Consider the following 21,147-nt stretch of genomic DNA (forward strand, 5'->3'; position numbering starts at 1 on the left):
TCATTCTGCTTTATAAAGCATTCATCAAATTATTAATTAAACAAATAGATAACATCAACTGAATTTTACATCAAACCGATACACATATGGTAATTGAAGACTTGTATCCATCAAGAACGGACTCGACAGCCCGATGGATCGATCGACATGATCCTGTGGTCTATGCAAAAAAGGGGGCGCCGACAACCGCCCTGACCCAACAGCAAATCGAGAGCTTCGAGAAAAAAGGATTTTTAATCATCAAGAATGTTTTCTCAGCAGAGGAAATAGAAGATTACAACGAGGAATTTCAACGCTTAGCTGATGATCCTATTCTGGGAGTCAAAGAGGAATTCATTCAGGAGCCCGAAAGCAGAATCGTAAGATCCATTTTTGCAGCCCATACATTTAGCCGCAAATATCAAGCCCTCACTGAAGATCCTAGAATCCGAAAAAAGGTAGAATATCTTTTGGATGAGGAGGTGTACATTCATCAGGCCCGGATCAATGCTAAGCCTGGCTTTAGTGGAAAGGAATTCTATTGGCACTCGGATTTTGAAACCTGGCATGTGGAGGATGGTATGCCGCGAATGAGAGCCATAAGCTGCCTGATCACCATGACAGAAAACAAAAGTTACAATGGTTCGCTGATGCTGATGCCGGGTTCGCACAAAAAATATGTGTCCTGCATCGGAAAGACGCCTGAGAACCACTACAAAAACTCCTTGCGCAGACAGAAGTACGGTGTTCCGGATGAAGAAAGCCTGGAAGCCCTCTACGAGGAATGTGGAATCGAAGTAGCGGAATGTCCACCGGGATCAGTCATCCTTTTCGATTGCAACACCATGCATGGATCAAGCAGTAATATTTCACCCATGCCGAGAAGAAATATCTTCTTTGTTTTCAATGCGAAATCCAATAGACTGGAAGCCCCTTTTGGTGGAACAAGTCCACGACCGGATTTTATTGCGCATCGGTAACTGAACTAAAAATTAACATTTTCTAAAAAGGGTTATGGTAAGTCCGAAATGGCATATCTTAACCTTTTTTTATCATCAAAACCCCAATACAATAAATGTTCAACGACGTTTTTTACGACTCGTTAGGGCTGATGCTCTTCATGCTGAATCCCTTTTTACTCATCGTCTATCTTATAGACTTGATTGAAGAATTAGACGCCAAGACCTTCGCCAAAATGTTGATCCGTGCAGGATTGATCAGCGGAGCTTGTTACATCACATTTGCCATACTAGGCAATGAAATTTTCGACACGGTATTCAAGGCAGATTTTGCTTCTTTTCAGATCTTCGGTGGTATTATTTTCCTGATCACAGGTATCAAATATGTCTTTGATGGAAACAAAGCGATCAAAAAATTGAGAGGAGAACCAGAATACGTACAGGGTGGGATCGTCATGCCCATCATGGTAGGACCTGGTACGATCAGTGCCAGTATCGTGGTAGGACAACGTCTGGATTACATTCCAGCTGTTATCATCATATTGATCTCGCTGGTCATCTGCATCACTACAGTGATTATTCTGAAAAACATTTACACCCGAGCGAAAACCCGAAACGAATCTTTGGTGCTGAAATACATCGATATACTCGGTCGTGTGGCAGCTCTATTGATCGGAACATTCTCGATCGAAATGATCATGAATGGGGTCAAAACCTGGGTAGGAAAATTCTAACTGTTGCATTATTGCACATCTAGGCCGACGAAATTCTACTTCGTCGGCCTTATTTTCTGTAATTCAGGCCAATAAAGCCTTGATATAGAGAAAAGTATTTTTATTAAAGGTTTGTTTTCATCAAGTCTGTGCATAATTTTGCAATCCTTTTCTAAAAAGGACTGGAAACGAAAAAATAATTAGTTCATGGCAAAAACCATGGGCGCCATTAAAACCATAATAAAATGAAAAAAGATATTCACCCAGAGTACAGAGATGTAGTGTTCTTCGATACATCTAGCGACTTCAAATTTTTGACTAAGTCTACTATGGGCTCTAGCGAAACGATCAAGTGGGAAGACGGTAACGAATACCCAGTGATCAAAATAGAAGTAAGTTCTGCTTCTCACCCATTCTACACAGGTAAGAAACTATTTGTGGATACTGCTGGTAGAGTTGAGAAGTTCAACAAAAGATACAAAAAGAAGTAATCCACTAATTTGGATTCAAAATATGGAGTCTTCAAGATTTAGTTCTTGGAGACTTTTTTATTTTTACCCCTATGAACATAGCATTGGTCGACCTGCCGGATCAGCGGTCCAGATTATTCCCTCTTACGCTTACCAGACCTATATCCGACCTCAAAATCGGCATTCTCAGCATTCGTGAAAAATGGGAGAAGCGATTGGGTCAAAGTTTGTCCTTCGTGACTGACGACAGCCTCAAAGCACTTTTCCCTCCTATTGCGGAAAGCTATGACCTGATCATCAATGCAGCCCTATGCCCCGACGAAAGCCTGATACACGCCATTCAAAACTTAAGAATGGACCAGTCGCTTTATCAAAACGACCTATTCATAGCAGCGAAAGGAGGCTTCAGCTATAGTCAAACGCCTGATATATCCGAGGAGAAAGTGAGCTATGAAGACCCCTTGACCCACATCAACCGAGCCTGGGATATGTTCCTCAACAATTCGGAGGAAATCAAAAAGGACTTTGATCTACTGACTGAGGGGAAGACCAGCGCCAAAATAGAGGACCCACACACGATCGTCTATGGAGCAGAAAATGTCTTTTTGGAAGAAGGGGTGAAAATCAAGGCAGCCATCCTCAATGCAGAGAAAGGTCCGATCTATCTGGCCAAAGACGCAGAGATCCAGGAAGGTGCTACCATCCGGGGACCCTTTTACCTCGGTGAGGGCTCTCGCATCAACATGAACGCCAAGATCAGAGAAGGAAGTACCATCGGACCAGGTTGTAAAATCGGAGGTGAAATTTCTAACTCCATCCTCTACGGCAACTCAAATAAGGCACATGATGGCTTCCTGGGCAACTCTGTACTCGGAGAATGGTGCAACCTCGGCGCTGATACCAATAACTCCAACCTGAAAAACAACTACTCCAATGTGGAGATGTGGGACGAACTGAGCCAGGACTACCTAGATACAGGACTGCAATTCTGTGGACTAGTGATGGGAGATCATTCCAAAGCAGCCATCAACACCATGTTTAATACGGGGACCACCGTAGGCGTATGCGCCAATGTATATGGAGCGGGTTTTCCAAAGAAGCGCATCCCCTCTTTCACCTGGGGTGGTGTGCGATCCATGTTGGTCTATGACTTTGACAAAGCCATGGAGACAGTAGAGATCGTGATGGATCGTAAGAACAGAAGTTTTACCGACGAGGATCGAAAATTATTGAAACACATTTACGAAACGAATAGCAAGGCCTCATGAGATTTGCGGACATACCAGGACTCGACAGTGCCAAAAAACAGCTGATCCAAGCCATCAGAAACAATCATGTGGCGCATGCCCAGCTATTCTATGGTCAGCATGGATCAGCCAACCTTGCCCTGGCATTGGCCTATTCGGCCTACATCAACTGCAAGAACCCCTCTGAAACGGATTCTTGTGGCGAATGCAGCAACTGTAGCAAGATCGACAAGTTGGTGCATCCTGATTTGCAATTTGTCTATCCCGTAAGCCCAACCAAAAACATCACAGGAAAAAATGCCGTCAGCTCCAGCTACCTTAGAGACTGGCGCACTTACCTCGAAAACAACAAATACGGCTCTCTCGAAAACTGGAGCACCCACTACGGAGCAGAAAACAAAAATGCCAACATCTCCAAAGAGGAAAGCCGAAATATCATCAAATCACTCTCTCTCAAAGCATTCGAGGCAGAGTACAAAGTCCTGATCATTTGGCTACCAGAGTACATGCACGTCTCTGCGGCCAACGGTATCCTCAAAATCCTCGAGGAACCACCAGAAAAAACGCTTTTCCTGCTGGTGACCTGCGATTATGAGAAACTATTGACCACCATCCTATCCAGATGTCAGCTATTCAAAGTACCCGGTTTTAGCGACGATGAAATCACGCGCTATCTGGTAGAGAGCAAAGGATTAGAAGAAGGAAACGCTCGTAAAATCGCCATGCTGGCAGAAGGTAGCATCAAGCGAGCCATCGAAAACATAGACAGTGCAGAGGACGATTCGCATGCGCTGTTTCGGGATTGGATGAGACAATGCTGGACCAAAGACTATACGGCCATCACCAGCTCGACCGATCAATTTTTCAAAATGAATAAAACGGCTCAGAAGCTATTTCTGCAGTATGCCATCAACATGATCCGACATGCGCTGTTGACGGCCTACATGCCAGAAGAAACCAAAAAACTGAATCCCGACGAACAGGGCTTTGTGACTAATTTTGGGAAGGCGCTGAGTCAAGACAAGCTCGAAAGAATCAGTAAAGAGCTCAATCAGGCATCCTATCATCTCGATAGAAATGCCAATGTAAAAATATTGTTCATGGACCTATCGCTAACGATAGGTAGAATCATGACAGCAAAATAAGATAGACGATGAAAATCAGAATAGGGACAAGAGGAAGCAAACTGGCACTTTGGCAAGCCTACTTCGTGCAGGACAGGCTCAAAGAACTGGGCGTAGATAGTGAAATCGTAAAGATCGAAACAAAAGGAGACAAGATTCTGAATGTCACCATTTCAAAAATCGGTAGCAAAGGGGTCTTCACTGAAGAAATCGAAGAAAAGCTGAAAAACGGAGAAATCGACATAGCCGTTCACAGCGCCAAAGACATGCCCTCCACTCTGCCAGAAGGGTTCGAGCTGATCGCATTTTCTGAAAGGGAAAAAGAGCACGACGTACTGGTCAGTCACAAGTCCATCGACCTCAATCAAAAAGACCTGGTCTTAGGGACATCCTCAACGCGCAGAATCGCCTGCCTGCACAAGCATTTCCCTCATGTAAAGACCGTACCTGTACGTGGCAACCTACAGACGCGCATTCAGAAAATGAAAGATGGAGCTTGCGATGCGCTTTGGCTCGCCTATGCAGGTGTGCATCGCATGGAGTTTGATCATATGGTGGTGCATGAGTTTGATCTCGAAGAATTCGTGCCAGCCGTGGGACAAGGGTCGGTAGCCATAGAAGTGTATACGGGCATCTCCGAAGAAAAGAAAGAGCTGATCCGCAAGGCAGTGAATGACGACACCACCGAAACGATACTACTGGCCGAACGTGCCTTCCTCAAAGTCATGAATGGAGGCTGTAGCATACCCGTCTACGGCCGAGCAACCATAGAGGGCAACACCCTGAGCCTGACTGGCGGTATCATCAGCCTGGATGGAAAAAGAGAAGTAGCCAAAACCTGCAATACCACCCTGGATGGAGGACTGAAGGCAGGCGAAACACTGGCTCATTACATCCTGGAAAATGGTGGAAAGGAAATTTTAGAAGAAATCAGAAAAGAACAAGCAGAATGAAAAAACAGATCTCACTAGCTATGGCCTTTTTGGCTGTTTTAGTCATGGTATCCTGTGCCAACGACAGAAAAGACTACATCGTCACCATTCACACCAGCTTTGGCGACATGAAGGTCCTGCTATATGACGAAACGCCCTTACACAAAGCCAACTTCATCGAACTAGCCGAATCTGGCGACTATGACAGTACGATTTTTCATCGCGTGATCAAAGACTTTATGATCCAGGGAGGCGGTATCGACATGAAGACTGGCGAAAACAAAAGCGAACGCATTCCTGCAGAGCTTGACAAGGGATACTTGCACGTAAAAGGCGCCCTGGCTGCCGCCCGTCAGGGAGACCGGGTCAATCCTAAGAAAGCATCGAGCTGGTGCCAATTCTACATCGTGGATGGCAAAAAATATACGCCTGAAGAAATAGAGGCGTACGAGAACCAATTGAACATGGGCAAGGTGATCCAGAGACCTGAAAACCAGGAATACCTAAAGGCAGCTCAAAGCTTCCAGAAAGAAGGCAATCAGGTCGCGGTAGATTCTATCATCGCTGTAGTGATGGAGCAAATCGCTGCTGAGTTTGAGCCGATCCAGCTGACGGATAAGCAAAAAGAAGCTTACACCACTAAGGGAGGAGCCCCACATTTGGATTTTGAATACACCGTGTTTGGTCAAGTAGTAGAAGGTCTGGATGTGATCGACAAAATCGCCGCAGTAAAAACCGGTCGTGCCGACAAACCAGTAGAAGACTACTTTCTGACCATGGAAGTGGAAAAACTACCCAAAAGAAAAATCACCAAGCTCTACGGGTACGAGTATCCAGAGAAGAAGTAATTGGCCGAAACATGCGTGCGCCAGCCTTTCGGAGACCTCCGAAAGATCGAAACATACGTGCGTCAGCGTTTCCCGGATGTCGGAAAGGTCGAAACATGCGTGCGTCAGCGTTTCCGGGATGTCGGAAAGGTCGAAACATGGGTGTTTCAGTATTTCGGGAACGTCGGGAGGGTCGAAACATGGATGTTTCAGGTTTTTAGACCCAAATTATCAGGGTACTAGACTCTTTCGAAGAGTCGCCGAGGTTCGAAACCTCTACGACCTAGATGACAAACTTTTCACTTTCTAACTTTCCCCTTTTAACTCCAATGCCTGCTTGACATGGGCTGTATGGTGATTGCAGTGCCAGGCGTAGATACCGATGTTTTCGGCCAAAGAAAATTGCTGACCATGCTCCGGGTGTACGAACTCTCGCTTCAAATCATCAGCAGTCAGGCTCTTGAGTAATTTGACCCAGCGGTAGTGTAGGCCTTCCAGCAGCATCTGAGTATAACTCAAATCATCGTCCAGAGAATCCTCCAACTCAGCCCACCGATCTTCGAAGTAGGGTCGAATGGCCGGTAATTCTTCCGTCAAAGCCAATTTGAAACGCATGAGGCTATTCATATGACTGTCCGCGCAGTGATGCACCACTTGCTTGATGGTCCAACCCCTAGGTCGATAGGGCCATTTGAGCTGCTCAGTGGACAGATCATGAGTCAGTTCCTTGATTCTGATCGGAAATCGCTCGATATCTTCTATCCATTGCGATATATGTTCAGCTGTGATTTGGGCCGGTTTTTCGAATTCCCCTATCGGGTATTTGAGTGAGTACATTGTGCTTTCGCTCATATCAATTTGATGTTAGGTGTATAATTTAGACTGCTAGAATCAAATCTAAAAGTCTAGGATCTAATGTCTAACATCTATCATAATACAATTTTACCCAATCGCTCCAAAACATCCACTTTATAGTTTCGGCCTATGGGCACACTATGATCCAGCATCTCGATCTCCGATGCAGAGTAGCATTCGATCTTAGGAATATTGACAATGAAAGAGCGGTGTACGCGTATAAAATCGCTTTCTGGTAACTTCAGCTCTAGCTCGCTGATTTTCTGATGGGTCACCACTTCCTTCTCAGGGGTTAGGATCTTCACATAATCCTTGATGCTCTCGATGTAGAGTATATCTTTCAGGCGGATCTTGATGTTCTTTTTGTCTGACTTGAAGAAGATGAAAGTGTCCTCCTCGGTTGCCAGTTGTACTTCCTCTGGCATAATAGCCTTGTACTTGGACACCCCCTTCATAAAGCGGTCGAAAGAGATGGGTTTCAGCAGATAGTCCAGTACTTCCAGTTCGAATCCCTCCAGCGCATAGTCGCGGTAGGCGGTGGTCAATATCACTTTGGGTTTGTGATGCAGGGACTTCAGAAACTCGATCCCGGTGAGCTGTGGCATCTGGATATCCAGAAAAATCAGGTCCACTTCCGCACCAGATTGCAGAAAGTCAAAGGCCTTCACCGCGTTTCTAAATTGACCGACGAGCTCCAGACATTCCATCTTTTCTACATAAGATTCAATTATTTCGAGCGCCAGTGGCTCATCATCTACGGCTATGCATTTGATCTTCATTGTACTTTCTTTAAGGCTATTCTTAATACGACAGTATAGGACCCGGGTTGGTCATCGATATGGAGATGATAGTCGTTTTTGTAGAGCAGCTCGAGTCGGCGTTTTACATTCTTCAGACCGATGCCCTGTGTTCCCTGTCTCAACTGCTGCGTTTGGCTTTTGCTATTGGCCAGCTTCAGTATCATTTCGTGATCCGTCACCGTCAGGTCAAAATCAATCCACGACTTATTCAACTCCTCATTGATACCATGCTTGAAGCTATTCTCCACGAATGGCAACAAGATCATCGGTGCGATGTATACATTGGTGCTATCGCCATTTATCATGGCTTTGATGTCCAGGTCATCGCCATGGCGCATCTGCTCGATCTCTATGTAGTTTTTGATGAAATTCAGCTCATTGTCCAGCAGTACTTTAGGGGCATTGCATTCATAGAGCATGTAGTTGATCAGGTCTGATAGCTTTAGTACCACCTCAGGAGCATAGTCCGACTTCTTTAGCGTCAGGGCATAGAGGTTGTTCAAGGTATTGAAGAGAAAATGAGGGTGGATCTGGGTCTTCAAAAACTTCAGCTCTGCATCCAGTTTTTCGTGTGCCAGTATCTGACGATCCTGCTGGCTTTGATACCAATATTTGAGCAACTTGATCACCAGCGCCAGGAAAACCACCGTGTATATGCCCAGTATTCCTTTGATGATTTTATAAAAATTGAGCGGATTGCCATCGATATACTCTGGATAGTACAGCGGATACTCGATGTAGTAGGCAATCAGTCGGTAGATCGTCCCTCCCGTAAACGAAGAGGCGATGAACAAAAAGATGAACGGCAACCAACGACCTCTCAGGATATATTTAGGGAGTAGGATGTACAGCGTATAATAAGTCACCAGAATCTTCACCGGCAGAAACATCAGCTGCACATTGAAACTCATCAGGTACTGCTCGTCGTAGCTGCCCCACAGTACAGCATAAAAGCACACATAGGATAGCCAAAAGAATATGTGGCTCGCCCATCTATGCTGAAACAAAAAGCGAATAATCGACTCGAGTTTTCCCATCCTAACAAATATACGTGCCAAAGCATATTATTTTGATTTCGTTCCGACCAAAAGCCAATTGAAGAGGACAAAGAACCATTACTGCAGAATGGAGAAGCAAGCCTAAATGGGTCTGATTTCGATCTGCCAGTCAGAAAGCAAAGGACATTACCTCATTTTTAAAATATTTTTTTTAAGCTTGACAAAAATTTCAGACTATGCGCATCATTGCTATTATCATACTTTCTCTTAGTTTTTCATTTCACATATCTGCACAAAAGAAATCTTATCTGGTAACTACCCAGTTGGACACCCTGCAGGGTAAATTATCGATCCAGCTCGGGGGTCAGTATCAGGTAGACCGTGTCAGAATCAAAATGGGAAAGGAAAAGAAATACTTTGATGCATTTGAAATCAGAGTGATCCAGGACAAAAATCAAAAATACTACCCCATCAAATTCAATGGCCGTTATCAATTTGTACAGGTAGAAAAAGAAGGGAGTTTCCTCAGCCTCTATCGATATATTGACCAGTCGACCAACAACAGCCAATACGCAGGCAAACTACTGGTGAGCAAAGACGGCCAACAGCATATCGTTAGCAACATTGGTTTTAAGAAGAAGCTTGCTGAATTTTTGGTTGAATGCGAAGAGGTCCAAAACGAAGTAGAAAATGGTGATTATGGCCGCAACGATCTCTACAAAATCATGGATGAATACAACGCCTGCATCGAAAGTAAATCAAGCAGAGAGCTGGAGAAATTAGCAAATGTACAAGAGGCTAGCCAAATCGAAGCACTGATCGAAACAGTAGAAGGCATGGATCGTGAGGACAAAGACGAACTGATAGAAATGCTGACTGATGTAAAAGGCAAACTGAAAGACGGAGAAAAAATCCCAGGCTACCTACAATCCGCAATCAAAGAAAAACTGGCGGGTGAAGAAGCACTATTGAAGCTTTTCGAAGAAATAGTGGAATAATTCAACACTTTTTACAAACCAGCACACTGGCACTGCCGTCCATCAGTGTGGTAGCAAAAAGATAAACTGAACCTCCGTCCTTGATGGAGGTTTTTTTACGGATTTCCTGCACGGTATTGGGGTAGTTTCTCACGGTGATGTTGGCTTTGTTGTTGGGGAGAAAGGGTTTGAGCTTCTTCTTATTCAGTACCGTTACAGCTTCTATTTCGAACACTCTACCGGGAAAGCCCGCTACTACTTTTTCGCTGGTGTACAGATGTGAATTGCGATGCAGCTTGCTCAGGCCAAATTGTTTCCCCACGGAAGTAAAGGCACCCGCCTTCATGATAGAGGCATTCGGTTCATAGATATACTTCATCGGTTGGCTAAATGAGGCGATCTCCCTTTCGTCAGAATACTGAAATTCCAGGCGATCCCAGCTTTCTTGTACCCAATTACTAGCTACCACCTTTGGCTCTCCCTCAAATTCAAAATCAATCTGGAAGAGCAGTTCCTTGCATTCATTGTCTACAGACACGACATGCACTTCTTTAACATTCGGTAGTCGATCCAGGGCCTGCTGGATATCCAGCAGAGGTGCCAGTTTAATCAGGACTTTGGCACTGCGCTGCTTCAGTAGGGGAAGAATCTCTAGCAAATTAGGCTGACAATCTTCGATCAGATGCACCTTTTGATTGGCACCATCGCGGCGAGCTGGATCCAAAAAGTAAAAGTCGGAGGGTTCCTTTTCTTCCTTCAGATAGTCCATTGCATTCCCTCGAACGTATCGGATGTTTCCAGCCTGCAATAGTTCCAGGTTGTGCTCGACAACTGGAATCAAATCAGGATTTTGCTCTATGGCGATCACTTGCTCAAAACGCTGGGAGAGATAATAGGCATCGATACCAAACCCGGCTGTCAGGTCTGTCAGGCTTTGGCCTGAAATCAAGCGTGCCTTGTACTGGGCCGTGGCTTCTGACGAACTCTGCTCGAGCGAAACGCCGGGTGGATAGATCAGATCAGCATGGGCCACCAGAGTGGGCAGTTTGTGCCGCGCCTTTTGCCAGCATTTGATTTGATGAGCGATCTCCCGGATCGGCAACTCAGTGTTTTTTCCGGCCTTCAGTACCAGCTGCGCAGGATCATCGAGGCGATGCTCCTGGATAAATTTCCTGACTTCCGGTTTACTGAGACTATTGATCATATAATCCTGAATTTTTCCATTCAGCAGTTATTAGTTTGTGTATCAAATAAATATCTTGGAGTCTTCTATTCGAACAGACTAACCAAATGGGCTATTGAGTTTACGTCAAATTTGAAACGAAAATCAACCCCCTATTTACTCAATAACTAATTAACCATTAACTCTGGTTTTGCTTTTGCAAAAACCAGGATAACAGAAAAGGCTGGCCCAAATTTATATAAATCCGAACCAGCCTTAGCTAAAATAGGAATGTCTTGGCCTGCATTTTTCAATGCAGGAGTTAATAGGGAAATGAGTTATTAGTTAATTGGTCAAGCGAATCTGCAATATCTAACCACTTTGTCAGCGCTATTAGAAATGTCAGTGTCTAATGAACCTAATAACTTTTTATCTATTAACTCTTAACCCCCTGAATTGACATTTCAGGGATAGTGCTTAATTCAATACCAAATTGTTTTCAGTCACATACTGTGCGATCTGAACGGCGTTAGTCGCAGCACCTTTTCTTAGGTTGTCCGCTACGATCCACAGGTTCAACGCATTCTCTTTAGACTCATCTTTTCTGATACGACCTACGAATACCTCGTCTTTCTTGTGAGCGGTCAATGGCATTGGATACACATTGTTAGCTACATCGTCCTGAATCACAAGGCCTGGCACTTTAGATAAGATAGTCTTTACCTCCTCCAGATCATATGGATTGTCAAACTCGATATTGACTGCCTCAGAGTGACCTCCCATAGTTGGGATTCTCACACATGTAGCCGATACTTTTACCTTCTCGTCTCTTAGGATTTTGACCGTTTCGTTGGTCATTTTCATTTCCTCTTTGGTGTATCCATTGTCCTGGAATACATCGATGTGAGGCAATACGTTCATGTCGATCTTGTGAGGATAAACCATCTCTGGCTCTTCGCCTGCACGCTCAGCCATCATTTGGTCTACTGCTCCTTTACCTGATCCTGTTACGGACTGGTAGGTAGATACAATCACACGGTTGATGCCGTATTTTTTGTGAAGAGGTCCTAAAACCAATACCATCTGAATGGTAGAACAGTTAGGGTTGGCAATGATACGATCATCGATAGTGATCGCGTCACCATTGATCTCTGGTACGATCAATTTTTTGGTTGGGTCCATTCTCCATGCAGAAGAGTTATCGATGACGATAGTGCCTACTTCAGCAAACTTAGGAGCCCACTCTGTAGAAGTGCCTCCACCTGCTGAGAAGATCGCGATGTCTGGCTTAGCAGCCACTGCATCCTCCAGACCAATCACCGTGTGTGTCTTGCCCTGATACTCTACCTCCTTACCTACTGATCGCGCAGACGCTACCAATAGCAATTCATCATATTGAAAATTTCTTTCTTTCAACACCTCTAGTATTTCGTTCCCTACTAGTCCTGTTGCTCCTACTACTGCAAGTTTCATTATATGTTCCTTTTAGTTCGTGTCTAATTTAGGTTGGCAAAATTACTGGAAATCAAGCAAGAAGCAACGCTCATCTGCCCAGTTCATTAAGAATCGTCAAGAATCCAACGGTTCTGTTAATATTTTAACTCATTACCTTGACACTATCAATATTATAACAGATTAGATTTCGAATCACTTCCAGGTGACCACATCATTCATCGGTCTTCGGGTTTTTTCGCGCGGTTCTACCACGCGATAGCCAAAGGCGATCATGTAGGAGATTCCGAATTTTTCTGTGTCGATATCAAGCTTTTCTCTCAGGATATTTTCTGTCGTTTCTTGCTTGAAACCTTCTATCGGGCAACTATCGATACCGATCATCGCTGCGGCCGTCATCATATTGCCCATGGCGATATAGCTCTGCTTGGAGGCCCAGTCGAAGAGCTTGCGGTCGTCGCTCAGATCAAAATCCGACTTCTGAAACTGCTCGATGAACTTACTTCTGCCTTTTCTCACCTCTTCAGGATGGTGCTGCACATTGATCATAAAATCCTGAATGTAGTCGGAATCCCATTTCATCAGAGGCGTTTTCATCGTCAGTCCCAAAACATAATGGCTGGCCGTATCCAATTTCTTTGGTGCGCCCCAGGCATTTTCTTTCAAGTCCTCTCTCAACTCAGGATCCTGAACCACCACAAAGTGCCAGGGCTCCAGACCAAAAGAACTCGGAGACAAACGAGCCGTCTCTAGGATGAATTCAAAATCTTCCTTTGAAATCTTCTTGTTGGGATCAAATTCCTTGCAGGCATGGCGGTACTGGAATGCGGCGAGTATTTCTTCTTTGGTCATAGATGTTTTATTAATGGAACTTAACTTAGGCAAATATCGTGAACTACATCAATTCACAGAACCATAATGAACGCAGTCCTAAGTTACATCCACGAAAAGCCCGCACATCAGGCAGACATACTCCAAGTCCTGCATCGCATGATCACGAATCATCCAAAAGTAACAGGTAAGATCAGCTACAGCGTACCATACTACAAAATGAAAAGCCCGCTTTGTCACCTGAATCCATTGAAAAATGGCGGTGTAGAAATCGTATTCTGGCGAGCCAGAGAATTGTCGAACGAAGATGGATCACTGGATTTCAAAGACCGCAAACGCATGGCCGGAATCACCTACCACAGTGCAGAAGAAATCAACGAAGAGCAACTCAATGCCATTCTACAGGAGGCCTATCTTCTGGATGAGATGGTGGAACATAAGCCGATGAGGTTGGGGTAGATAGAGATGAAACGAATTGGCACTGAATGGGAATTTTATTAATCTCTGATGGATTTAGGTATATTTACTATATGAAAAAGGTTCTTCAAGGTAAGTTGGAAGCACTTAATAGCATTTGTAAAAGACATCATGTCCAGTCTTTGCATATTTTTGGTTCGGCTACCAGAGATGAACTAAACTCCAATAGCGATATTGATCTTCTAGTGAAGTTCGAGGATTTTGATCTCTCCGACTACTTTGATAATTACATTCAACTCAAATCTGAACTTAAAGATCTATTTGGCAGAGAGGTAGATTTGGTTGAAGAACAAAGTCTTCGAAACCCTATTCTTATTCAATCCATTAATAAAAACAAGTCTCTTGTTTATGGATGAAAGAATTTTGAAATGGCTCTATGACATTCATCAAGCCATCGAAGAAATAGATCAATATTTCGAATATCATCCAAAAGACTTTCTTGCCTACAAAGGGAATACAATGCTCAAAAGAGCGGTGGAAAGAGATCTCGAAATAATAGGTGAGGCGATGAACCGAATTCTGAAAAGAAATTACGATATCTCTAATCGAATAACTGCTTCTAGAGCCATTATTAGTTCAAGAAATCAAGTTATTCACGCCTATGACAATGTATCCGATGAAAATATTTGGTCCATTTTAATCAATCACTTACCCATTCTTAAAAAGGAAATCAGTCAATTAATTGAAGAAAACTAAAAAAAGCCAGCTCTCTCGAACTGGCTTTGGATGCTTGGTGATGTTTTTCCCATACCTTTTCACGAAAGCATCCCTTCAGATAAATACTAGCTCTTTGTTAGTCTTTGATAAAGCTCTTTAGCAGCCGGAAACAGGATGTTGTTTTCCAAATGAATGTGTTTGTGCAAGTCCTGTTCGAATTCCTCCAGCATGGCATAAGTCACCTTGTAGGTCTGACATCCATCAGGAGGGCAAGAGTAATTTTTCGATATCTCAGCGATCTCTTTTAGTCTTTTTCCTTCTGTATCATGTTCGTGCTCCATCATCGTGATCGGATTGTCTATGTGACCAAACACGGCTTCTGGTAATTCTCCCCCTTCCTTCGAAACGGCCAACATCTTTTTCACAAATGGAAACAAAATGAGCTCCTCCTTTTTCATGTGCTGTGTCAGTGCGCCAGCTGTCTCAGTAAATAATTCATAAATACTGTTCAGCTCTGGATGCCTTTCGCCATGTACTCGACAGAGCTTATTGAGATAGGTCAGCAAGGGAATGGTTGTCCTTTCTACATAAGCATGATGTACGTCGATGATTTCGTCTATGAGTTGATCCAGAGGCAGCTGCGCATATTCTTTCTGATCCCGAATAGCGAATGAAGCTTCCAGTTCCTCTATCACCTGCTGCAGATCCTGATTTTTATCCTTACAAGCTTCTTCCAAAGTAATACCCCCACCACAACAGAAGTCTATCTGATGTGCGGTAAACACTGTAGATGTGCGAAAGTTGCTCGCTACGATCTTTCCTACTTTTGTTTTTGCCAGATTTTCCATATTTATAGATTTAAAGACCTTTTTATCCTTTATTTAATTAAATTTTTTTACACCTTCAAATAACTCATTCCCTGCAAAACATCTTCATTCAGCTCGTCCAAAACGGTATTCTTTAGCTCATCAGTCAGGCTCTTCCTGATATCCACAAATTTGTGATGTAGCGGGCATGGTTTGGTTTCAGAGCATTCTGATAATCCTACCACGCAATTTTTGAACAAAGAAGGCCCGTCGATGGCCACTACGATCTCGTGCAAGCTGATCTTGCGATCTACCACTACAAATCCCCCATGTGGCCCACGAACTGACAGCAAAAGCTGTGCTCGGACCAATTGCTGGAGAATCTTTGCGGTAAACGAAACAGGTGAATCAATGGCCGCAGCTATATCGTTGAGGCCAACCCTTTGGTTGTCAGCCTTCATTGAATTGAGGTAAATCATCGTCCTCAGCGCATATTCACAAGCCTTTGAAAACATCCTTTATCTGTTATTGCATAGCAAAGTAAATCAAAATTTTAATTAAAGACTAATTTGTCCTTAATTAAGAAACAAAAAAGCCTGCTGTTAATTACCAGCAGGCCGTTTCAGTTTTTATTTACTGTCTTTTTTAAACTCATCAAATTCCGATTTTTCCTCCGCTCGGGGAAAGGAATTGTTGGAGAGGTTCACATCTGCCAATTCATTGTTAGGATCGATTTTGATACTGGAGACTTCTTTGTCCTTGAGGAAAGTACGTTTCACCTTGTACTCATTGAGCTGCCAGATTTCGGCAGGAAGTCGTTCGACCTCCTTGCTGCCATCGGTATATGTCCACTCAATAATGACCGGCATGACCAGGCCTCCTTCATTTGTAAAAGTCAACTCATAGATATTCTTACCTGACAGCTGATCGCGCATTTTCGCTTCATCAATTCTGCTCAAGAACCCACCATAGTGGCTATCAGGAGTGGCTCTCACAGCAAAAGGCTCAGGACCATTCGAAAAGTCATTGGATTCCGAACTCTCATCAGAGGAGCCACTGATTTTAGACTTTACTTTCTTGCCTTTGTTTTCCACGCTCACTTCTTCTTCCTTCAATTGGTACCATTTCACCTTGTCCAGATTGATATCCACATTGTCTGTAGTGAAGAACCAGCCGCGAATAAACCAATCCATGTTCGTACCAGTCGCATCAGAGAGCGTTCTGAAAAGATCTCCCGGATTCGGGTGCTTGTACATCCAGCGAGTCGAATACTCTTTGAAAGCCTGATCGAATAACTCTCTTCCAACTATGGTCTCCCTCAACATCTGAAGACCCACAGCCGGTTTGTTGTAGTAATTGGCACCTAATCGGCTCAAAGATTCCACATCAGAAGTAGTCATGATGGGGCGCATCACGTCCTGATTCCCTTTCATATAGGGCACGATATCCTGCGGCACCAAACTGTGGTATTGAGGATAACGTTCAGCCATGGTCACCTGCTCCACAAAGGAATTCAACCCTTCGTCCATCCACATCCATTTTCTCTCATCCGAACTCACAATCATCGGGAACCAGTTGTGGCCTACTTCATGTACGATCACGCTGATCATACCGATCATAGCTGCCTCACTCATCTTCCCATTTTTGGGTCGGCCTCCGTTGAAGCTGATCATGGGGAACTCCATCCCGATATTGGAAGTGTTGACAAAGTCATTTCGGAGTAAACCTCCACCGCATGAACGACCGCTTTGGTAGATTCCTCACTCCATACAGGCAATCCTTCCTTCGGATAAAAAGACATGGCCAGCGTAGTATTGGTTGGGAGTTTTACGGCCTGTGCATCCCAAATGAATTTTCTTGAACTAGCAAATGCAAAGTCACGTACATTTTCAGCATTGAACTTCCACGTCTTTTTGCCACTCGCTTTTTCCGCTTCGTTGGCCTCCGCTTCTTCTGGAGTCACAATCATCACCGGCTTGTCAAAGGATTTTCTCGCCTCTGCCAATCTTTGACGCTGAGTACTACTTAATACGTCTTTTTCGTTTTGCAACTCACCAGTAGAGGCAACCAAATGATCGGCCGGTACGGTAATCTCCACTTCATAGTCACCAAACTCCAGAGCAAACTCTCCCAACTTCTGGAACTGCTTGTTTTGCCACCCCTCCGTATCGTTGTATACAGCCATGCGAGGAAACCAATGGGCAATCAAATAAACAGCATTGTTATCTCCTGGGAAATATTCATATCCTTCTCGAGAGAGCAAATAGTTAGATCGATCCGTGATAGGGTAAGACCATTCGATAGAAAAAGAAATCGATGTTCCCGGCTCCAACGGTTCTGGTAGCATTACCTTCATCATGGTATTATTCACAAGTGATTTCAAGGTCTTGCCGTCACTATCTTTTACGGATTTGATGGTATATCCCGCTGGGAACTCGATCGGACGCAGCAAATACTGCATTTGCTGAGAAGTCATCGAATCTCTGACGCTATAGTACTCACCAAAATCCTCATTCTCTTCTCTATTGACATTCTGATCCAACTGCAGCCATAGGTAGCTCAACTCATCAGGAGAATTGTTATAGTAAGTAATCGTTTCCGATCCGGTCAATACATGAGTAGACTCATCGATCTCTGCTTTGATTTTGTAGTCGGCACGTTGCTGCCAGTATTCTTTGCCCGGAGCACCCGAGGCGGTACGATAAACACTCGGGGGAGCAATCAGTCGATCGATGGGTTCGAACTTACCCTGGTATCCTTTGTCTTGCGCCCAGGCCACTGTGCAAAGCATGGACAGCATCATCATGTAGATCTTTCTCATAAAACTGAAATCATATTGTTCGATTAAAAATAGAACATATGATCAGAATAAAACCCTATTTTTTTATGAGTGGCCGCCACCGTATGGCAGAGGTCTGAGTGATCAATAATTGAATTTAAAGAACTGATCCAAATCGAGCTTCCAGTGCTGGTCAGAAGCGACCCGATCATCCTTTTCAGGATTGAATCCCCCAAAAACGTGCAATTCATTATTGAGAACAGCAGCAGCTGCATGTCGCCCTTTAAAGTTCATTTTGAAAGTCTTGGCAGTGAGTGTTTTCGTATCAAAAACCACCATTCGATCCAGCTCTTTGTAGTCTCCGACCAAAATCAAATAATGCTGATATTTGACCATAGCATAAGCGGATATCGGTTTATCCAGTTCGGCCACCTTATCCCATTTGTCTTCGGCCAGGTCATAGCGATGCACCCGGTTACTCGCTTTTTGGTAATAGCCCCCTACGATATACAGCATCCCATCTATGATTTCACCTCTTACTTCTTTGGCCACTGGCAATGCCGCCAATTGGTCCATCACACCGGTCTGTAAACTATATGCATAGAGCTCTGGGTTATAAAGTATGGTCTTCCCATCAGAGTTTTTAGATCCTCCGAAGATATATACTTTGCCCTTCCAGTACGCCGCGCCCTGAAGCTTGGCGGCAATGGGATTTTGTCCCAAACTTCTGGTTTGAAGGGTGCTCAAATCGTAGTAGGTCAGGTTGTCTTCCAGATAGATATACTTTTTATCTTGTTTCGTTCCTCCCAAAAACAAAGCACTTTTATAATCATCCAGATAGACCGCCGTACCGAAAAAAACAGGATCCATATCACTCGATGGAGACAGGTCAAGCCAATCGCCTAAAGCAGCATCATACATCAAGATATCAGAGGAATTGACCCCAGCATAACCACGTCCTCCAGCAATTATGGCCTTGGTGCCATCAGAACAATAGGCAGCCCCAAAAACCGGCTTGGGCATTTTCTTGGCCTTTTTAAATACCACATAGGCGTTTTTTTGAGCTGAAGAGGTAAAACTCAAAAGCACAATAACAAAAAGAATAACAGGTCTGATCATTGTTGGTTTTATTTCAAATATAGCTAGGAATAGTCTGGGTTGACTCCTTTAAAGGTTAAGCGTATTTTAAATTATTTGGTTTTACTTTCTGCATGGGCAATGCCCAAATTGATATAATAGGCCAGATCACTTTCAGACTGAAATCCGGCTGGGGACACAAAAATCATTTCTTTCATCGGCTTGCCTGTAAAATCCATAGGACGTACAGCAGGCTTTTTTAATTCCTCCTGATCTCCTGGTGATAATACACGCACACAAAGATCCTCTTTGACAATCCCGACACTCATTTTTCCTTTGTAGAGAAAACTCAATCCCCCGAACATTTTTTTCTCTGTAATGATGTCTCCGTAGGGTTGCAGATGCTGCCGGATTCGAGCAGCGGTTTCTTCATTGTAGGCCATATTTATAAGTTTAGATCCAAATCAGTATGAGGGATGTCGTCTTCCAGGTACTCTTCAGAGCAGACCGAAAAGCCAAATCCACTGTAGTAGTCTACCAGATGAGATTGAGCCTGAACCACGATTCTCTTAGCCCCAGGTAGGGATTTGATGTACCCCATGGCTAGACGGATCAGCTCAGCTGCCAGTCCTTTGCCTCGGTGGTTCATCTGTGTGACGATGCGACCTATGCCATATTCGCCCGGGGTCCTTTCGTAGGTACGCAGGTAGGCCGCCAGTTGCTCCCCTTCATAGCCCAGAAAGTGCATCGCTACCTCATCGGTATCTCCCAGCTCTGGATAGGGACAGTTTTGCTCCACCACAAATACGTCTACCCGCAACTTCAGCAGCGCATAGAGCTCGCGCGTACTCAACTCGTCAAAAGTCTTTTTTTCTATTCTCATGATTCGAACAATGATCTACTCTGATGCCACAGGATATCGTTGGACAGCACTCTGACAAAGGAATAAAGCAACCAGGCAAAGAGTAATACGAAACTCAGGTTTCTCCATTTCAGTTCCCGAATGAATGCATCCGTTTTCATCCCAATATCCAAAAAGCGGATCAAAGACCAAAGAAAAATCGGATAGACGGTACTGAGATAGCGCTCACTCTCGTGGTAGTCGGGGTGCGAAAAGTAAGAGTGCAGCAAGAAGAAGCTCCAAAACACGCCCATGGCGATGACCCAATCTTGATTTTGGTAAACACGATGACGAACAAAAAGGTAGAGCAACCCCAATCCCACGACCACAAACAAAGTAATGCGCAGCGCAAAAGGGATATGGAGCGGAACAAACCAGCCCGTGAGTACATCGATGTAATTGGCTTGAAGATTCAAAGTTGTAGTCTTAGCCAGTACCTCATGGGTATCCATGCCCACAAACTGACTGCTGACAAATCTGTGGCTCAGATACATACACAAGCCATATAGGCCAGATTGAATGAGCCCCACCCACGAGCGCTGTTTGTAGAGCCAGGCCAGTGCGATACCCGGCACCATCAGCATGTATCCATTTTTGGTCTCCACAGCCACTATACCTACCAGCAGCAACCAGAGGAAGTACATCCAGGGTTTTCGTTTGCCCTCCAAAATCAGAAAAAACTGTATCAGGACCCAAAACATGACCAGCGACTCGGTCCAGACGAAGGCGTGCACCAGGTGTATGGGTATACTGAAGGAAAACAGTGCAAAGGCAAAGAGCTGCAGTGCAGGCTGAAAGATATAACGCTTGATCAAAAGGTAATAGAGGCAGGAGATCAGGGTAAATAGTAGTAGGATCAATGCCTTGGCCCCAAAGACACCCATGCTGGATAGGGGCGCTAACAATATAGGAAAAACCGGAGGTCGATTAATGACCTTGCCCTCGATAGGGGTCTTTTGAAAATAATCGCCCAGATGAGTCGCAGCGGCCCAGTAGTCCTCGGATTCTAAATCCAGACCTAAACCATACCAATTGGCATAGAGCAAGAGGCCGAGATTGAGCACGAAGAGGGCAAATATGCCCTGATCGATCCAGTTGAGTTGTGCGCGCTGTACATACATAGG

Annotated in this window: 25 protein-coding genes; 11 read left to right on the forward strand and 14 right to left on the reverse strand. The window is 44.3% G+C overall.

The window, feature by feature from the left end:
* Positions 1-86 precede the first annotated feature (86 nt).
* From thpD to N7U62_RS16160, 7 genes are all read left to right on the forward strand, one after another.
* Complete coding sequence (gene thpD / locus N7U62_RS16130; RefSeq protein ID WP_264139047.1) at positions 87-959, forward strand: ectoine hydroxylase; 873 nt, start codon at positions 87-89, stop codon at positions 957-959.
* A gap of 95 nt (positions 960-1,054) precedes the next feature.
* Complete coding sequence (locus N7U62_RS16135) at positions 1,055-1,672, forward strand: MarC family protein (RefSeq protein WP_264139048.1); 618 nt, start codon at positions 1,055-1,057, stop codon at positions 1,670-1,672.
* Between the two features lie 224 nt (positions 1,673-1,896).
* Entirely contained in the window at positions 1,897-2,142 is a 246-nt protein-coding gene (locus N7U62_RS16140; RefSeq protein ID WP_264139049.1) for a type B 50S ribosomal protein L31, read from the forward strand.
* A gap of 71 nt (positions 2,143-2,213) precedes the next feature.
* Complete coding sequence (locus tag N7U62_RS16145) at positions 2,214-3,389, forward strand: GlmU family protein (protein WP_264139050.1); 1,176 nt, start codon at positions 2,214-2,216, stop codon at positions 3,387-3,389.
* Positions 3,386-4,513 (forward strand): DNA polymerase III subunit, encoded by a 1,128-nt coding sequence (locus N7U62_RS16150; protein WP_264139051.1) that lies wholly within the window; start codon positions 3,386-3,388, stop codon positions 4,511-4,513. Before N7U62_RS16145 ends, N7U62_RS16150 begins: the two co-directional genes overlap by 4 nt.
* Positions 4,514-4,521: 8 nt before the next feature.
* Entirely contained in the window at positions 4,522-5,445 is a 924-nt protein-coding gene (gene hemC / locus N7U62_RS16155) for a hydroxymethylbilane synthase (RefSeq protein WP_264139052.1), read from the forward strand.
* The gene (locus N7U62_RS16160) at positions 5,442-6,272 is read left to right on the forward strand and encodes a peptidylprolyl isomerase (protein WP_264139053.1); all 831 of its coding nucleotides are present in this window, start codon (positions 5,442-5,444) and stop codon (positions 6,270-6,272) included. Before hemC ends, N7U62_RS16160 begins: the two co-directional genes overlap by 4 nt.
* Before the next feature lie 285 nt (positions 6,273-6,557).
* On the opposite strand, the gene N7U62_RS16165 is transcribed toward N7U62_RS16160, so the two are convergent.
* From N7U62_RS16165 to N7U62_RS16175, 3 genes are all read right to left on the reverse strand, one after another.
* On the reverse strand, positions 6,558-7,103 hold the full coding sequence (locus N7U62_RS16165; RefSeq protein WP_264139054.1) for a YfiT family bacillithiol transferase: 546 nt from the start codon (positions 7,101-7,103) through the stop codon (positions 6,558-6,560).
* Between the two features lie 77 nt (positions 7,104-7,180).
* Positions 7,181-7,885: a LytR/AlgR family response regulator transcription factor gene (locus N7U62_RS16170; protein ID WP_264139055.1), complete on the reverse strand. Its 705-nt coding sequence runs from the start codon at positions 7,883-7,885 to the stop codon at positions 7,181-7,183.
* Positions 7,882-8,964: a sensor histidine kinase gene (locus N7U62_RS16175; protein ID WP_264139056.1), complete on the reverse strand. Its 1,083-nt coding sequence runs from the start codon at positions 8,962-8,964 to the stop codon at positions 7,882-7,884. The genes N7U62_RS16170 and N7U62_RS16175 overlap by 4 nt, the downstream gene beginning before the upstream one ends.
* Before the next feature lie 176 nt (positions 8,965-9,140).
* Between N7U62_RS16175 and N7U62_RS16180 the strand changes: the two genes are divergently transcribed.
* Positions 9,141-9,902 (forward strand): hypothetical protein, encoded by a 762-nt coding sequence (locus tag N7U62_RS16180; protein ID WP_264139057.1) that lies wholly within the window; start codon positions 9,141-9,143, stop codon positions 9,900-9,902.
* Position 9,903: 1 nt separating this feature from the next.
* Here N7U62_RS16180 and N7U62_RS16185 read toward each other — a convergent pair whose 3' ends face one another.
* The 3 genes from N7U62_RS16185 to N7U62_RS16195 form a co-directional block, all read right to left on the reverse strand.
* Positions 9,904-11,085 (reverse strand): class I SAM-dependent methyltransferase, encoded by a 1,182-nt coding sequence (locus tag N7U62_RS16185; protein WP_264139058.1) that lies wholly within the window; start codon positions 11,083-11,085, stop codon positions 9,904-9,906.
* 435 nt (positions 11,086-11,520) lie between these two features.
* Positions 11,521-12,516, reverse strand: coding sequence for an aspartate-semialdehyde dehydrogenase (locus N7U62_RS16190; protein WP_264139059.1), 996 nt, complete (start codon positions 12,514-12,516; stop codon positions 11,521-11,523).
* 174 nt (positions 12,517-12,690) lie between these two features.
* Positions 12,691-13,347: an NAD(P)H-dependent oxidoreductase gene (locus tag N7U62_RS16195; RefSeq protein WP_264139060.1), complete on the reverse strand. Its 657-nt coding sequence runs from the start codon at positions 13,345-13,347 to the stop codon at positions 12,691-12,693.
* Positions 13,348-13,413: 66 nt separating this feature from the next.
* On the opposite strand from N7U62_RS16195, the gene N7U62_RS16200 reads away from it, so the two are divergent.
* The 3 genes from N7U62_RS16200 to N7U62_RS16210 are packed head-to-tail and all read left to right on the forward strand — an operon-like array spanning position 13,414 to position 14,499.
* Positions 13,414-13,785 carry a DUF1801 domain-containing protein gene (locus N7U62_RS16200; protein WP_264139061.1) on the forward strand — a complete coding sequence of 124 codons (372 nt, stop codon included), beginning with the start codon at positions 13,414-13,416 and terminating at the stop codon, positions 13,783-13,785.
* 26 nt (positions 13,786-13,811) lie between these two features.
* A complete protein-coding gene (locus tag N7U62_RS16205) occupies positions 13,812-14,159 on the forward strand; it encodes a nucleotidyltransferase family protein (RefSeq protein ID WP_264139062.1) in 348 nt (115 codons plus the stop codon).
* On the forward strand, positions 14,152-14,499 hold the full coding sequence (locus tag N7U62_RS16210) for a HepT-like ribonuclease domain-containing protein (RefSeq protein ID WP_264139063.1): 348 nt from the start codon (positions 14,152-14,154) through the stop codon (positions 14,497-14,499). Before N7U62_RS16205 ends, N7U62_RS16210 begins: the two co-directional genes overlap by 8 nt.
* 86 nt (positions 14,500-14,585) lie before the next feature.
* On the opposite strand, the gene ric is transcribed toward N7U62_RS16210, so the two are convergent.
* From ric to N7U62_RS16250, 8 genes are all read right to left on the reverse strand, one after another.
* Complete coding sequence (gene ric / locus N7U62_RS16215) at positions 14,586-15,308, reverse strand: iron-sulfur cluster repair di-iron protein (protein WP_264139064.1); 723 nt, start codon at positions 15,306-15,308, stop codon at positions 14,586-14,588.
* A 47-nt stretch (positions 15,309-15,355) separates the two neighbouring features.
* On the reverse strand, positions 15,356-15,781 hold the full coding sequence (locus N7U62_RS16220) for an RrF2 family transcriptional regulator (RefSeq protein ID WP_264139065.1): 426 nt from the start codon (positions 15,779-15,781) through the stop codon (positions 15,356-15,358).
* Between the two features lie 114 nt (positions 15,782-15,895).
* Positions 15,896-16,900 carry a M1 family aminopeptidase gene (locus tag N7U62_RS16225; protein ID WP_264139066.1) on the reverse strand — a complete coding sequence of 335 codons (1,005 nt, stop codon included), beginning with the start codon at positions 16,898-16,900 and terminating at the stop codon, positions 15,896-15,898.
* A gap of 35 nt (positions 16,901-16,935) precedes the next feature.
* Entirely contained in the window at positions 16,936-18,087 is a 1,152-nt protein-coding gene (locus N7U62_RS16230) for a gluzincin family metallopeptidase (protein WP_264139067.1), read from the reverse strand.
* 102 nt (positions 18,088-18,189) lie between these two features.
* Entirely contained in the window at positions 18,190-19,164 is a 975-nt protein-coding gene (locus N7U62_RS16235; RefSeq protein WP_264139068.1) for a Kelch repeat-containing protein, read from the reverse strand.
* Between the two features lie 71 nt (positions 19,165-19,235).
* Entirely contained in the window at positions 19,236-19,565 is a 330-nt protein-coding gene (locus N7U62_RS16240; protein ID WP_264139069.1) for a TfoX/Sxy family protein, read from the reverse strand.
* Between the two features lie 2 nt (positions 19,566-19,567).
* The gene (locus tag N7U62_RS16245; protein ID WP_264139070.1) at positions 19,568-20,005 is read right to left on the reverse strand and encodes a GNAT family N-acetyltransferase; all 438 of its coding nucleotides are present in this window, start codon (positions 20,003-20,005) and stop codon (positions 19,568-19,570) included.
* The gene (locus N7U62_RS16250) at positions 20,002-21,144 is read right to left on the reverse strand and encodes a hypothetical protein (RefSeq protein ID WP_264139071.1); all 1,143 of its coding nucleotides are present in this window, start codon (positions 21,142-21,144) and stop codon (positions 20,002-20,004) included. Before N7U62_RS16250 ends, N7U62_RS16245 begins: the two co-directional genes overlap by 4 nt.
* Positions 21,145-21,147 lie beyond the last annotated feature (3 nt).

Origin of the sequence: Reichenbachiella ulvae, from assembly GCF_025833875.1 — a bacterium.
Taxonomy (GTDB): domain Bacteria; phylum Bacteroidota; class Bacteroidia; order Cytophagales; family Cyclobacteriaceae; genus Reichenbachiella; species Reichenbachiella ulvae.